Source organism: Dechloromonas aromatica RCB, from assembly GCF_000012425.1.
This window is the reverse complement of sequence record NC_007298.1, coordinates 3,587,044-3,600,512: the sequence shown is the minus strand read 5'-3', so window position 1 is coordinate 3,600,512 and position 13,469 is coordinate 3,587,044. Positions and strand designations below refer to the sequence as shown.

The 13,469-nt window shown below is 61.6% G+C and carries 12 protein-coding genes; 9 read left to right on the top strand and 3 right to left on the bottom strand.

Features of this window, described 5'->3' with window-relative positions; translation table 11 throughout:
- The 6 genes from DARO_RS17090 (at position 1) to DARO_RS17065 (ending at position 8,300) form a co-directional block, all read left to right on the top strand.
- Entirely contained in the window at positions 1 to 3,207 is a 3,207-nt protein-coding gene (locus tag DARO_RS17090) for an efflux RND transporter permease subunit (protein ID WP_011289068.1), read from the top strand.
- On the top strand, positions 3,204 to 3,431 hold the full coding sequence (locus tag DARO_RS17085) for a YgaP family membrane protein (protein ID WP_011289067.1): 228 nt from the start codon (positions 3,204 to 3,206) through the stop codon (positions 3,429 to 3,431). The genes DARO_RS17090 and DARO_RS17085 overlap by 4 nt, the downstream gene beginning before the upstream one ends.
- A gap of 163 nt (positions 3,432 to 3,594) precedes the next feature.
- Complete coding sequence (locus tag DARO_RS17080; protein WP_049758762.1) at positions 3,595 to 5,541, top strand: EAL domain-containing protein; 1,947 nt, start codon at positions 3,595 to 3,597, stop codon at positions 5,539 to 5,541.
- Between the two features lie 61 nt (positions 5,542 to 5,602).
- Positions 5,603 to 6,466, top strand: a complete 864-nt coding sequence (locus DARO_RS17075) for an NAD(P)-dependent oxidoreductase (RefSeq protein WP_011289065.1) — start codon at positions 5,603 to 5,605, stop codon at positions 6,464 to 6,466.
- 239 nt (positions 6,467 to 6,705) lie between these two features.
- On the top strand, positions 6,706 to 7,560 hold the full coding sequence (locus DARO_RS17070) for an NAD(P)-dependent oxidoreductase (RefSeq protein WP_011289064.1): 855 nt from the start codon (positions 6,706 to 6,708) through the stop codon (positions 7,558 to 7,560).
- Positions 7,557 to 8,300, top strand: coding sequence for a flagellar brake protein (locus DARO_RS17065; protein ID WP_011289063.1), 744 nt, complete (start codon positions 7,557 to 7,559; stop codon positions 8,298 to 8,300). Before DARO_RS17070 ends, DARO_RS17065 begins: the two co-directional genes overlap by 4 nt.
- An 18-nt stretch (positions 8,301 to 8,318) precedes the next feature.
- Here the strand turns inward: DARO_RS17065 and dmeF are convergent, their stop codons facing one another.
- The 3 genes from dmeF to mtnA are packed head-to-tail and all read right to left on the bottom strand — an operon-like array spanning position 8,319 to position 10,976.
- The gene (gene dmeF / locus DARO_RS17060) at positions 8,319 to 9,269 is read right to left on the bottom strand and encodes a CDF family Co(II)/Ni(II) efflux transporter DmeF (RefSeq protein WP_011289062.1); all 951 of its coding nucleotides are present in this window, start codon (positions 9,267 to 9,269) and stop codon (positions 8,319 to 8,321) included.
- A complete protein-coding gene (locus DARO_RS17055; protein ID WP_011289061.1) occupies positions 9,266 to 9,895 on the bottom strand; it encodes a class II aldolase/adducin family protein in 630 nt (209 codons plus the stop codon). The genes dmeF and DARO_RS17055 overlap by 4 nt, the downstream gene beginning before the upstream one ends.
- Positions 9,888 to 10,976, bottom strand: coding sequence for an S-methyl-5-thioribose-1-phosphate isomerase (gene mtnA / locus DARO_RS17050; protein WP_011289060.1), 1,089 nt, complete (start codon positions 10,974 to 10,976; stop codon positions 9,888 to 9,890). Before mtnA ends, DARO_RS17055 begins: the two co-directional genes overlap by 8 nt.
- A 48-nt stretch (positions 10,977 to 11,024) precedes the next feature.
- On the opposite strand from mtnA, the gene DARO_RS17045 reads away from it, so the two are divergent.
- From DARO_RS17045 to DARO_RS21925, 3 genes are all read left to right on the top strand, one after another.
- Positions 11,025 to 12,182: a pyridoxal phosphate-dependent aminotransferase gene (locus DARO_RS17045; protein WP_011289059.1), complete on the top strand. Its 1,158-nt coding sequence runs from the start codon at positions 11,025 to 11,027 to the stop codon at positions 12,180 to 12,182.
- Positions 12,183 to 12,275: 93 nt separating this feature from the next.
- Complete coding sequence (mscL, locus tag DARO_RS17040; protein WP_011289058.1) at positions 12,276 to 12,701, top strand: large conductance mechanosensitive channel protein MscL; 426 nt, start codon at positions 12,276 to 12,278, stop codon at positions 12,699 to 12,701.
- A 160-nt stretch (positions 12,702 to 12,861) separates the two neighbouring features.
- Positions 12,862 to 13,464, top strand: a complete 603-nt coding sequence (locus tag DARO_RS21925; RefSeq protein WP_011289057.1) for a YXWGXW repeat-containing protein — start codon at positions 12,862 to 12,864, stop codon at positions 13,462 to 13,464.
- The last annotated feature ends 5 nt before the right edge of the window (positions 13,465 to 13,469 follow it).

Sequence of the window (13,469 nt, the reverse complement as noted above, 5' to 3'; positions counted from 1 at the left end):
ATGAGCCACGATAACGGTCGCCTCGGTATTTCCGGGCGCATTGCCGCCGCCTTCCAGTCTTCGCGGATGACGCCCTTGCTGGCGTTGGTCGCCTTCCTGATGGGGTTGTTTGCAACGCTGGTCACGCCGCGCGAAGAAGAGCCACAGATCGATGTGACCATGGCCGACGTGCTGGTCGCCTTTCCCGGTGCTTCGGCCAAGGATGTCGAGAACCTGGTCGCACGGCCGGGCGAGCAGGTGCTGTCGCGCCTGCATGGCGTTGAACATGTCTATTCGATGTCGCGTCCCGGCATGGCGGTGATTACCGTGCAGTTCGAGGTTGGCGTCAAATACAACGACGCCGTCCTGCGTCTTTACGATACGGTGCATTCGAATCGTGACTGGCTGGCGCCCAATCTCGGCGTGCAGGAGCCGGTGGTCAAGCCGCGTGGCATCGACGACGTGCCTATCGTCTCGTTGACTTTCTGGACGCCGGACCCGGCCCGTTCTGCCTTCGACCTGCAGCAGGTGGCGCGCGCGGTCGAAATCGAACTGAAGCGCATCAAGGGGACGCGCGATGTGTCCACCCTTGGTGGTCCCGATCACGCCATCCGCATCCTGATGGATGCCGAGCGGATGAACGCTTTTGGCGTCACGCCGCAGGATATTGCCGGCGCCCTGAAGGTTTCGAATGCCTTGCAGTCCTCCGGCAGCCTGACTACGGGCAATCGTGAGGTGCTGGTGCAGACCGGGACTTATCTCGAATCGGCCGCCGATGTGAAACGTCTGGTCGTCGCCGTCCGCGAGCGCAAACCGATCTACATGAGCGATGTGGCGATGGTTGAGGACGGTCCCGACCAGCCGAAGCGCTATGCCTGGTTTGGCAACAAGTCTGGCGAATTTCCGGCGGTGACCATCCAGCTGTCCAAGCAGCCGGGTGTCAACGCCGCCGATGTGGCGAGTGGCGCCATTGCACGCATCGAGGCGTTGAAGAACACGGTTATTCCGGAGGGGGTCGAAGTGACCGTCACCCGCAACTACGGAGAAACGGCGACTGAAAAGGCGCAAAAGCTGATCGGAAAGCTGATCTTCGCCACCGCTTTCGTCGTGGCGCTGGTCTTCTTCGCGCTTGGCCGTCGTGAGGCGGTGATCGTCGGCGTGGCCGTGACGCTGACCCTGGCGGCGACGCTGTTTGCTTCCTGGGCCTGGGGCTTCACGTTGAATCGCGTTTCGCTGTTCGCACTGATTTTCTCGATCGGCATCCTGGTTGATGACGCCATTGTCGTGGTCGAGAACATCCATCGCTGGCAGGGGCTGCATCCCGAGAAAAGTCTGCTCGAAATCATTCCGGGCGCGGTCGACGAAGTGGGCGGACCGACTATTCTGGCGACGCTGACCGTGATCGCGGCGCTGCTGCCGATGGCTTTCGTTTCAGGCCTGATGGGGCCGTACATGAGCCCGATTCCGATCAACTCGTCGATGGGCATGGCCATTTCGCTGGCCGTGGCCTTTATCGTGACGCCGTGGCTGGCCGCCAGGCTGATGAAGTCACACGGCAATGCGCATGGCCAGCCGAAGCCGTCGAAGCTTGATGCCAAACTTGACAGCACTTTCCGCAAGCTGCTGACCCCCTTCCTCGATCCGCTGACCGGTGGCGCCGCCCGTGTCAAACTGGCCATTGTCGTCGTGCTGCTGATCCTCGGTTCGGTCTCGCTGGCTTACTTCCAGCTCGTCGTGCTGAAGATGCTGCCCTTCGACAACAAGAGCGAATTCCAGATTGTGGTCGACATGCCGGTCGGTACGCCGCTGGAAGAAACGGCGCGGGTGCTGCATGAGATTGGCGCCGAACTGGCCAGTGTGCCGGATGTCATCAATTACCAGGCCTATGCCGGGACGGCCAGCCCGATCAATTTCAATGGCCTGGTCCGCCAGTACTACCTGCGGGCGGTGCCGGAAAAGGGGGATCTTCAGGTCAATCTGGCCGACAAGCATCATCGTTCGCGGCAGAGCCACGAAATCGCCGTTTCGGTGCGCGAGCGCATCGAGGCCATTGGCAAGCGCAATGGTGGCGTCGCCAAGATCGTCGAGGTGCCGCCAGGGCCGCCGGTGATGTCGCCCATCGTTGCCGAGGTCTATGGGCCGGATTACGCCGGTCAGATGGCGGTTGGCAAGCAGGTGCGCGCCGCCTTTGAAAAGACGGCAGATGTTGTTGCGGTGGACGACTATATCGAGGCCGATTCCCGCAAGTTCGTATTGCATGTCATGCAGAGCAAGGCGGCGCAGATGGGCGTGGCGCAGAGCGACATCGTCGAGGTGGTTGGCATGGGGCTGGCCGGGCAGGACGTGACGCCAGCGCGCAATACCGAATCGAAGTTCGAGATTCCGGTGCGGGTGACGCTGCCGGCCGAAAAACAATCCACGCTTGATGCCTTGCTCAAGCTGCGTGTCCGTTCGCGTGACGGCCAGCTGGTGCCGGTTTCCGAGCTGGTCGAAGTGCGTGACGTGGCCCGCGAGAAGGCGATCTATCACAAGGATCTGCTACCGGTCGTTTATGTGGTCGGCGACATGGGCGGCAAGCTGGATTCGCCGCTCTATGGCATGTTCGACATCCGCTCCAAAATCAACGGTATGGCGCTCAAGGAAGGCGGCGCGCTGGGCGAATGGTTCATTCGCCAGCCAGGCGATCCCTACGCCGGCTACAGTGTGAAATGGGATGGCGAATGGCAGGTCACCTACGAAACCTTCCGCGACATGGGCATTGCCTACGCGGTCGGCCTGGTCCTGATCTATCTGCTCGTGGTCGCTCACTTTGGCAGCTACCTCGTGCCGCTGATCATCATGGCGCCGATTCCGCTGACCATCATCGGCGTCATGCCCGGTCACGCCTTGTTCGGCTCGCAATTCACCGCCACTTCGATGATCGGCATGATCGCCCTGGCCGGCATCATCGTCCGCAATTCGATCCTGCTCGTTGACTTCATCAAGCAGCAGGTGGCGGCTGGCATCAACTTCCACGATGCGGTGATCCAGTCGGCGGCCGTCCGCGCCAAGCCTATCGCGCTGACGGCGCTGGCCGCCATGCTTGGCGCCCTGTTCATTCTCGATGACCCGATCTTCAACGGACTGGCGTTGAGCATGATCTTCGGCATTCTCGTCTCCACCCTGCTGACGCTGGTGGTGATCCCGGTTCTTTATTACTCGGCTTTTCGCAAGGAGCATCAACAATGACCATCGAACGCATCATCCGCATCATGGCCGGCGCTTTCATCCTTTTGTCGCTCGCCCTGGGGGTCGAAGGTAGTCCGATCTTTGTCTCGAAGTGGTTCCTCGTCTTCACCGCTTTCGTCGGCTTCAATCTGCTACAGAGCGGCTTCACCGGGTTCTGCCCACCGGAAAAACTGCTGGCCAAAATGGGCGTCAAGCGCAGCAACGGCGGTTCCTGTTGCGGCTAAGTGGCACTTGAAAAATGGCTTTAAGATCAAAGATTAGCAAGTTATTGTAAGTGCTTGTTGTGTATGCGAAATGCCTTTTTTGATGGCGCCCGGTAAATTTCGCTGAAACATTGTTTTCTCTCGGCTACACTCCGCACAACGTGTGTATCCGGAAAGTAATATTTTGACGCAAAGTCCGGCCGTAGCCGGCCGAAAGTTCGTGTTGTTCGCCATGGGGGCGGTTGTCCTGGTCTGGTGCCTGATTGGCCTCGATCTGTGGATTGCCAGTCGCCATGCTGCGGCGAAGATTTCGTTTCTGCCAGGCGAGACTACGCCCTCCGAGTTGCCGACGTGGAAGCTTTTTTTGCTGGTCCTGAGCGTGCTTCTCACCGCGCTGGTCGTCCAGGCTTACCGTCAACTGCTCGCAACAAAACGCCAGGTGGAAGCCGGGCTGGCCCTGCAACGGCTGATCGTCGACCACGCGTCTGAAGCCATGATGCTCACCGACAGCGCCCAACGCATTCTCTCGGTGAATTCGGCCTTTGAGCAGATTACCGGCTACGCCGGCAAGGATGTTTTTGGCAAGACGCCAACCATGCTCAGTGCGGGGCATCAGGGTCTGGCCTCTCACCGGAATGTCTGGGATTTTGTGGCCGAGAACGGTTCCTGGGAAGGTGAAATCTGGGATCGCCGGAAGGATGGCACGATCTATCCGAAGCAGATGCGCATCACGGCCATCTGCGAGGATGGTGTGCAGCTCTCGCATTTCGTCGCCGTCTTTTCCGATATCAGCGAAAGTCGGGCGCAGGCGGAGCGCCTGGAGTATCTGGCTCGTCATGATCCGCTGACCAATCTGCCGAATCGGCTGGCGCTCGATGCGCATCTCGATACCCTGCTGGAGGGGGCGACCCCGGGGATCAACCGCCTGGCGCTGTTGATCATCGATCTGGATAATTTCAAGACGATCAACGACTCGCTTGGCCATCATGCCGGTGACCGACTACTGAGTGAGTTGGCTCGCCGGCTGGGGGCGCAGATGGACCTGACGAAGCGCCTTTTTCGCCTGGGTGGGGACGAGTTTGTCGTCGTTGTCGATCAACTGATCAATGAAGAGGCGGTGATCGAACTGGTCCAGCAGCTGGCCGGGGGCATCGGTGACCCGTGCAACATCGATGGACATGTATTGCACTGCACATCATCGATTGGCATCAGCCTGTATCCGGAAGATGGCCGGGATGCCCAGGCGCTGATCCGGAATGCCGATACGGCCATGTACTACGCCAAGGCCAATGGTCGTAACAACCACAAGTTCTTCACCGAGCCGATGAATGCCGCGGCCAATAAACGCCTGCATCTCGAAAGCGAACTGTGGTGCGCGCTGGCCGAAAACCAACTGGTGCTGTATTACCAGCCGCAAATCGATCTGCTCAGCGGCAAGGTTGTCGGTGTTGAAGCCCTGGTTCGCTGGCGACACCCGTTGCGCGGACTGATTCCGCCGGCCGAATTTATCCCGGTGGCCGAAGAATGTGGTCTGATCCTGCCGCTCGGTCACTGGGTCTTGCTGACGGCCTGCCGGCAGGCCAGGGAATGGCTTGATGCCGGTATCGACATGGGGGAAATGGCCGTCAATATTTCGGCCCATCAGTTCCGGCAGCCCGAATTTATCTCGTCGGTCCAGGCCATTCTGGCTGAAACGGGCCTGCCCACCGGGCGCCTGGAATTGGAAATCACCGAAAGCACGATCATGCACGAGGTCGATGCGGCGATCCAGACGCTGGCCCAACTTCGGGCCATGGGTATCAAGCTGGCCATCGACGATTTTGGCACCGGCTATTCGTCCTTGGCCTACCTGCGCCGTTTCCCGCTTGATCGCCTGAAAATTGATCGCTCATTCCTGGCCGATGTCGAAACCGATCCGGATGCTGCCTCGCTGGTCACTTCGATCGTGCTGCTTGGCCGCTCGCTGGGCTTGCAACTGGTGGCCGAGGGGGTTGAAAACTTCGCCCAGGCCGAATTCCTCCGTACCCTGGAGTGCGAACGGGTGCAGGGCTTCCATTTCTATCAGCCGGTTTGTGCGGAAGAGGTCGTTGGCGTCGGCCGTTTTCTGGAAAATACTGCCCTGCAGACCTGATCTGTCTTGACCCCGGGGCGCGGGAGCCTAAAATTCCAGCCTTCTCGACACGGAGTTCAGCATGAAAATCGGATTCATCGGTTTAGGCATCATGGGGCGCCCGATGGCGCTCAACCTGATCAAGGGTGGACATCAGGTGACGGTCTGGGCGCGCCGCGCCGAATCCATGCAACCCCTGCTCGACGCTGGTGCCAAGGGGGCGGCCAGCCCAGCTGAAGCTGCCCGTGGCAATGAGTTGGTGATTTCCATGGTGGCCGACGCGCCGGATGTGGCCGAAGTCATGCGTGGTGTGGCCAGCGCCGGTGAATCCGGTCTGGTGGCGGTCGACATGAGCACCATTGCCCCGGCTGCAGCGCGCAGGATTGGTGAGGACCTGGCCGCGGCCGGCATCGATTTTATCGATGCACCGGTTTCCGGCGGCGAAGTTGGCGCGATTGCCGGCTCCTTGTCGATCATGGCCGGTGGTTCCGATGCTGCTTTTGCCAAGGCGAAACCGGCTTTTGAATGCATGGGCAAGAACATCGTGCATGTCGGTGCCAGTGGCGCCGGGCAGGTCGCCAAGGCCGCCAACCAGATTGTGACCGGCATGGGCGTGCTGGCTGTCGCCGAGGCTTTCGCTTTTGCTGCCAAGAATGGGGTCGATAGCGCCAAGGTGCGCGAGGCTCTGCTCGGCGGTTTCGCCTATTCAAAAATTCTCGAAAACCATGGTCAGCGCATGCTCGACCGTAATTTCAAGCCGGGCTTCAAGAGCTGGATGCATGAGAAGGATCTGAATATCGTCATGCAGACGGCGCACGAACTGGGTCTTTGCCTGCCGGGTTCGGCAGCCACGGCGCAGATGTTCAATGCCATGGTCGGTTCCGGGCTGGGCGAGGAAGATTCCATCGCCGTGCTGAAATTGCTGGAAAGGCTGTCGGGGCAGTAATCCTTGAAACCTCAGTTGACCGCTTATCCATTTCTGACCTGCAGCTTGAACACTACTGTCTGTGCCTTCGAGGCGATTCAATCGTGGTGTCACAGCGCTACGCGGCTGCCGGCACGTCTGGTCGGGCGCCCGACTTTGTCGCTCCTCCTTGCAGGCATGAGCCAGCAGCGTCGTCGCTTCGCGCCGGCCATCCCATCCAGACGCACCGTCAGCTGCGTCCAGCTAAGGTTTCAAGGATCATGAAGGTTGGATTTATCGGCCTGGGCGTCATGGGGCGTCCAATGGCCCTGCATTTGCAACGAGCCGGCCACGAGCTGGCCGTCTGGGCCAGGCGGCCGGAAAGTATTGGCGATCTGCCGGCACGGGTCTGCGCCACGCCGGCCGAACTTGGGCGCTGCTGCGAGGTGGTGTTTACGGTGATTACCTCCAGTGCCGACGTTGAGGCGGTGGCACTCGGCAGGGAGGGGCTGTGCGAAGGCATGGTGGCCGGTTCGGTGCTGGTCGACTGTTCGACGATCGCCCCGAAGTCGGCGCGGTATGTCGGGGCACGCCTGGCCGAAAAAGGCATCCATATGCTTGATGCGCCGGTATCCGGCGGCGCGCAGGGGGCCATCGATGCGACACTGGCGATCATGGCCGGCGGCGAGGCCGAGGTGCTGGAACGCGTTCGGCCGCTGCTCAATTGCCTGGGCAAGCGTATAGTTCACGTCGGCCCGAACGGGGCTGGGCAGGTGGCCAAGGCCTGCAATCAGATGATCATGGTCGCCGCCATCGAAGCTGCGGCCGAGGCAATGCGCTTGGCAACGGCTTCCGGTGTCGATTGCGCCAAGGTCCGGCAGGCGCTGGCCGGCGGTTCTGCGGCGTCACGGGTTCTGGATGTGATGGGGGAGCGCATGGTGCGGCGTGATTTTTCGGCCGGCATCGAGGCGCGCCTGCATCACAAGGATTTTGGTCTGGTGCTCGAAGCGGCCAGGCAGAGCGGTGTTCCCGTCCCGCTCGCCGCCGTCGTTGATCAACAATTGAATGCGCTGATGGCGCAGGGCTGGGGGCGTGACGATACGTCCTCGCTGTTACGCGTGTTGGAAAAGTTATGACCCAGATTGCCCAGTTGTCCGAAGCCGAAATCGAAGCGCGTTTCCGTGTCATGGGAACAAAACCGGTGGCTTTCCTGATCGCCGGATTTGCCAAGGAGCGTGAGCCGTTTTCGGTGCACTTCGGGGCCGGGGGGGAGATGTTCCTGACCACCCCGCTCGCAGTGGAGCCGGAGAAGGGGCTGCTGATTTTCGATTGCAGTGGCAGCGTCGAGTCCAACCAGCGCTTTTTGCGGAGCGACCGTAATATCTTCATCGGCCGGCCGGGAGGAGTGCACGTTCAGTTTACTACTGGTGCTGCCCGTGAAGTGGCCCATGAAGGCGGCAAGGCGTTTGCCGTTGCCTTGCCGCAGTACATCGTGCGCCTGCAGCGTCGGGAATATTTTCGCGTCGAAACCCCGCGGGTCAATCCGCTGGAGTTTTTCGGCCGCTTGGCGGACGGTAGCCTGCTCAAACTGCCGGTCCATGACATTTCGATTTCAGGTCTCGGGGTCGATGCGGCCGTGCTGCCTGAGGGGGTGATGCCCGGCGTGGTGCTCCCCAACTGCCATTTTTCCCTGCCCGGTGACGGCAAGGATATGTTTTTCAGTGCGACGATCCGTAATACGCTGGAACTTGAACGCCGCAGCGGTGCCCGTCACTGGCGTATCGGCATGCAGTTCAATGATTTGTCGAGTGGCGACGAAACGCGTATCCAGCGCTACATCGCCCGGATCGAGCGCGAGCGGCACGAACTGTCTTAGTGCTTTGCTAGCGGAGTGCTAGCAAAGGTCGCAGCGGTGGATTTCGACCGTGGCATGCACGATTTCCTCATGCACGCCCAGGGCGCTGCGAACTTGCAACGGTGTCAGGGCCTGATCGTGGGTCAGGAGGCTCAGTGCGCAGGCGTAGGCGCCGTTGCCGACGCGCCAGACGTGCAGGTCAGTCAGTTGCGTGCTGCCGGCTAGCGGTAGTTGTTCGATGACCTCGCGGATTTCGGCGACCACCGGATGGTCCATCTCGCGGTCGAGCAGCACGCGGCCGCTTTGTAAAATCAGGTTTTTCGCCCAGAGCGCAACCAGCACGGCGCCGACCAGTCCGATCGCCGGGTCGAGCCAGGCCCAGCCGTAGAACCAGCCGCCGGCCAGCGCGGCAATCGCCAGCACTGAGGTCAGCGCATCGGTGATGACGTGGATATACGCGGCTTTCAGGTTCAGGTCGTGGTGATGATGGTGGGCATGGCCATCGTCGTGGTGGTGATGGCCGTGATCTCCAGCCTGGCCGAGGATCAGCGCACAAACCAGATTGACCGCCAGGCCAAAGATGGCAACGCCCATCGCTTCCGGGTAGTGGATTGTTTGCGGCTGCCACAGGCGCTCCAGCGAACCGAAGACCATCGCACCAGCCACGCCGAGCAGGAAGATGGCGCTGGTATAGCTGGCCAGTACTTCGATCTTCCAGGTGCCGAAGGCGAAACTGGGGTCGCTGGCGTACTTGCGCGCCGCGCCATAAGCGAAGGCCGAGAGGCCAATGGCCAGCGCGTGCGAGCTCATGTGCCAGCCGTCGGCCAGCACGGCCATCGAGTTGAACCACCAGCCGGCGATGATTTCGACCAGCATGGTGGCGATGGTGATCCACATGACTGCCCGCGTGCCGCGTTCGGCCGCCGCATTGCCGGTGCCGTACTGGTGTTGGTGGGCCCAGCGCGAAACGTCGTGTTGTGGCTGCTTCATTGCTGACCGTAGCCCTTGAACTTGTCGAGCACCTCGGTCATTTCATCGGCCGACAGCAAGACCGGGCTGCCGAGCTGACTGGCGCGCCAGTATTGCTCGCACAGCTCTTCCAGTTCGATGGCCAGGGCCAGTGCTTCGGCGAGGTCGCGGCCGGCGACCAGCATCCCGTGGTTGGCCAGCAGGCAGCCCTTGCGCTCGGCCATGGCGGCCATGGCGGCGGCGGATAACGATTCCGAGCCAAAAACGGCGTAGCGGGCGCAGCGGATGCTGTCGCCGCCGAAGCGGGCGATCATGTAATGGAAGGAGGGGATGCCCAGGCGCAGGCAGGCCAGGCTGACGGCGAAGGGCGAATGGGCGTGCAGCACGGCACCGACTTCCGGCCGGCTGGCGTAGAGGTCGCGGTGGAAGCGCCATTCGGATGAGGGCTTGCGACTGCCGACGTACGATCCGTCGAGCCCCATCAGCGGGATATCGTCGTCGCGCAAGGCCTCGTAGGCCATGCCGGTCGGCGTGATGTAGAAACACTCACCACTGCGCACGCTGACGTTGCCAGCGGTGCCGCGGTTGAGGCCGGCCGGCTGCATGGCGCGGGCGGTGCTGATCAGTTGAGCGCGCAGGTCAGCCACGTGCTTCCTCCGGATAGAGCGCCAGCAGGCCGTCACGGCTGGCCGGGCAGACACCGCGTTCGGTGATGATGGCCTTGACCAGCCAGTTCGGCGTCACGTCGAAGGCCGGATTGGCCACATCTTCACCGGCCGGCAACTGGCGCAGGGCGGATGGTACGCCGCGGCTGTCGAGGCCGTGCACCAGTCGGAATTCGTCGCCGTCGCGCTCCTCGATCGGGATGCTGGCGCCTTCGGGGCAGGCGAAATCAAGGGTCGAGCGCGGTGCCGCGACGTAGAAGGGAATGCCGTTGTCAGCGCAGGCCAGGGCCTTCAGGTAGGTGCCGACCTTGTTGGCGACGTCGCCATTGGCCGCAATGCGGTCTGCGCCGACGATCACCGCATCGACCTTGCCGTTGCGCATCAGCAGGCCAGCCGCGTTGTCGGCGATCAGCGTGTGCGGCACGCCGTGCTGCTCCAGTTCCCAGGCGGTGAGCAGGCCCTGGTTGCGCGGGCGGGTTTCCGAGACCCAGACATGTACCGGCACCCCGGCATCGTGGGCGGCATAGACCGGCGACAGCGCGGTGCCCCAGTCGACGGTGGCCAGCCAGCCGGCATTGCAGTGGGTCATGATGTTCAGGGTCTGGCCGTCAGCGACGATCAGGTCATTCCACAGTTTCAGGCCGTGCTGGCCGATGGCGGCGTTTTGCGCCACGTCTTCCTCGGCAATGGCGGCCGCCTCGGCCCAGGCAGCATCGCAGCGTGCCTCCGGGGCCAGGGGGCGCAGGATGTTTTCCATGCGGGCCAGCGCCCAGTGCAGATTGACGGCCGTCGGCCGTGTCGCGCCGAGCAAGGCGACCGCTTCGGCCAGTCTTCGGTCGGATGCCTCGAAATCAAGCGCAATGGCCAGGCCGTAAGCCGCAGTCGCGCCAATAAGCGGTGCGCCGCGCACTTGCATGGCGCGGATGGCGTGGGCTGCCTCCTCCAGCGTGGCGACGCGGACCCAGTGCAGTGCATGCGGCAGCCGGGTTTGGTCGATGATGTCGATGGCGCGCCGGTCGGGATGGGCGCGCAGGGTGCGGGTGGGGATGCCGTCGATGTTCATGGTCCGCATTGTGGCATAGTGCCTTCTTCCAAAACACCCGCTCGCACCATGGATACACCGATCCGCATCGACTCCCGCTTCCCGAACATGGGAACAACCATCTTTACCGTGATGAGCCGCCTCGCCGCCGAATGCGGCGCGGTGAATCTGTCGCAGGGCTTTCCGGATTTTCAGGCCGAGCCGGCGCTGTTCGACGCGATGCACCGCCACATGCTGGCCGGGCGCAACCAGTATGCGCCAATGGCCGGTTTGCCGGAATTGCGCCAGGCCATCGCGGACAAGGTGGCGGCGCTGTACGGCACCCGATTCGATGTCGAATCGGAAGTGACCGTTACGGCCGGGGCAACGCAGGCCATCTTCACCGCCATTGCTGCTTTCGTCAGGCCTGGCGACGAGGTGCTTGTTTTTGAGCCGGTTTACGACTCGTATGTGCCAGCGATCGAAACGGTCGGCGGCACGGCGGTCTACGCCCAGCTCAAGTTCCCCGATTACACCCCGGACTGGGCGCAGGTGGCCGGGTTGATCTCGCCGAAGACGCGGATGATCATCGTCAATTCGCCGCACAACCCGACCGGCAGCCTGCTGACCGCGGCCGATCTCGACAAGCTGGCCGAACTGGTCCGTGGCACCGACATCGTGATCCTTTCTGATGAGGTCTACGAACATATCCTGTTCGATGGCGAGCAACATGCGAGCCTGTGTGGCCATCCGGAGCTGGCGGTGCGCACGATCGTCGTATCCAGCTTCGGCAAAACCTACCACATCACCGGTTGGAAGATTGGTTACGTGGTCGGGCCGGCAGCGTTGATGGCCGAGTTCCGCAAGGTGCACCAGTTCAACGTCTTTACCGTGCACGCCCCGTCGCAACTGGCGATCGCCGAATACATGCAGGATGCTTCGCGCCATCTCGGACTGGCAGCCTTCTATCAGGAAAAACGTGATTTCTTCCGGCAACTGATGGCGGCGACACCTTTCGAGTTGCTGCCTTGTCGCGGCACTTATTTCCAGCTGGCACGCTATGACCGGATTTCCGATTTGCCCGACCGTGCCTTCGCCGAATGGATGGCGCGCGAGGTGGGGGTGGCGGTGATTCCGGTGTCCGTTTTCAATGCCGATGGCCGCGATGACAAGGTGGTCCGCTTCTGCTTTGCCAAGCGCGAGGAAACCCTGCGGGCCGCTGCCGAGCGGCTTTGTAAAGCACTGTAACGAAACCTGAAAATATGAAAAGCGCTTGACCTTGTTCCTTGCCGAAGAGAATAATCAAAACGTCTAAAATTCAATATCAACGGAGAGGTCAGTATGGGAATGATTCAGGAATTCAAGGAATTTGCCGTCAAGGGCAATGCAATGGATTTGGCCGTTGGTGTGATCATCGGCGGCGCTTTCGGCAAAATTGTCGACTCCATCGTCGGTGATCTGATCATGCCACTGGTCAGCCGTGTCGTCGGCAAGTTGGACTTTTCCAACCTGTTCTTCGTGCTCGGTGATAATCCGAACAATCTGACGGCGCTGGCCGACCTGAAAAAAGCGGGGATTGCCGTATTCGCCTACGGTTCCTTCCTGACCATTCTGGTTAATTTCATTATCCTGGCCTTCATCATCTTCATGATGGTCAAGCAGATGAACCGCATGCGCAAGGAAGAGCCGGCTGCTCCGGCCGAAGCCCCGGCCACGCCGGAAGACGTGCTGCTGCTGCGCGAGATTCGCGATTCGCTGAAAAAATAATCTCGTTTTCGAGACAGAAAAGCCGCCCAAGGCGGCTTTTTTTGCGCCTGCCCAGGCGTCGGAGGGGCAAAAGTTCTTAACAGAAGCAGGCGGCGATATATCCGCATCGGCTACTGGCGCGTTAAGCTGAACAGTGCATTCAATAACCAAGGCTCAAGCCATGAAGAAAAAACTATTTATCGCGGCGTTGGCCGCTGCGAGCACGGTTCTCGCCGGCTGCATCGTCGCGCCGGGGCCGGTCTATCGCGAACCACCGCCGCCGCGCGTCGAGCATCCGGGTTATGCACCAGTGGCTGGCTATATCTGGATCGGCGGCTACTGGAACTGGACCGGCCACCGTCACGAATGGGTGCCTGGCTACTGGGACGCACCGCGCCCCGGTTATCGCTGGCAGCCCCCGCGCTGGGAGCGCGACGGCAATTCTTGGCGGCAATACGAAGGGCGCTGGGAGCATGACAGCGGAGCGCGCAGCATGCCTCCGCCGGCGCCACGTAATGAGCGATACGAGGCGCCTCGGTACGAGCAGGCGCCGCAATATCGTCAGGAGCGCGGCTATCAGGCACCGCCGCAGCAAGCGCCGGCCCCGCGCCGAGAGATGGATAACCGCCAGCCGCCAGCCCAGGACATGGACCGGCGGGGACCGCCTGAAATGCGAACTGCACCCGAGCAGCGCGGGCCAGGTGCCCAGCGCGATGATCGTGGTCGCGACGATCAGCGTGACGAGCGTCGTTCAAGGCGCCGGGATGACGACGACCGCCGCTGAGCGAG

Coding starts and splice junctions, on each gene's coding strand:
- DARO_RS17090 (WP_011289068.1), top strand. CDS start 1: ATGAGCCACGATAACGGTCGCCTCGGTATTTCCGGGCGCATTGCCGCC.
- DARO_RS17085 (WP_011289067.1), top strand. CDS start 3,204: ATGACCATCGAACGCATCATCCGCATCATGGCCGGCGCTTTCATCCTT.
- DARO_RS17075 (WP_011289065.1), top strand. CDS start 5,603: ATGAAAATCGGATTCATCGGTTTAGGCATCATGGGGCGCCCGATGGCG.
- DARO_RS17070 (WP_011289064.1), top strand. CDS start 6,706: ATGAAGGTTGGATTTATCGGCCTGGGCGTCATGGGGCGTCCAATGGCC.
- DARO_RS17065 (WP_011289063.1), top strand. CDS start 7,557: ATGACCCAGATTGCCCAGTTGTCCGAAGCCGAAATCGAAGCGCGTTTC.
- dmeF (WP_011289062.1), bottom strand. CDS start 9,269: ATGAAGCAGCCACAACACGACGTTTCGCGCTGGGCCCACCAACACCAG.
- mtnA (WP_011289060.1), bottom strand. CDS start 10,976: ATGAACATCGACGGCATCCCCACCCGCACCCTGCGCGCCCATCCCGAC.
- DARO_RS17045 (WP_011289059.1), top strand. CDS start 11,025: ATGGATACACCGATCCGCATCGACTCCCGCTTCCCGAACATGGGAACA.
- mscL (WP_011289058.1), top strand. CDS start 12,276: ATGGGAATGATTCAGGAATTCAAGGAATTTGCCGTCAAGGGCAATGCA.
- DARO_RS21925 (WP_011289057.1), top strand. CDS start 12,862: ATGAAGAAAAAACTATTTATCGCGGCGTTGGCCGCTGCGAGCACGGTT.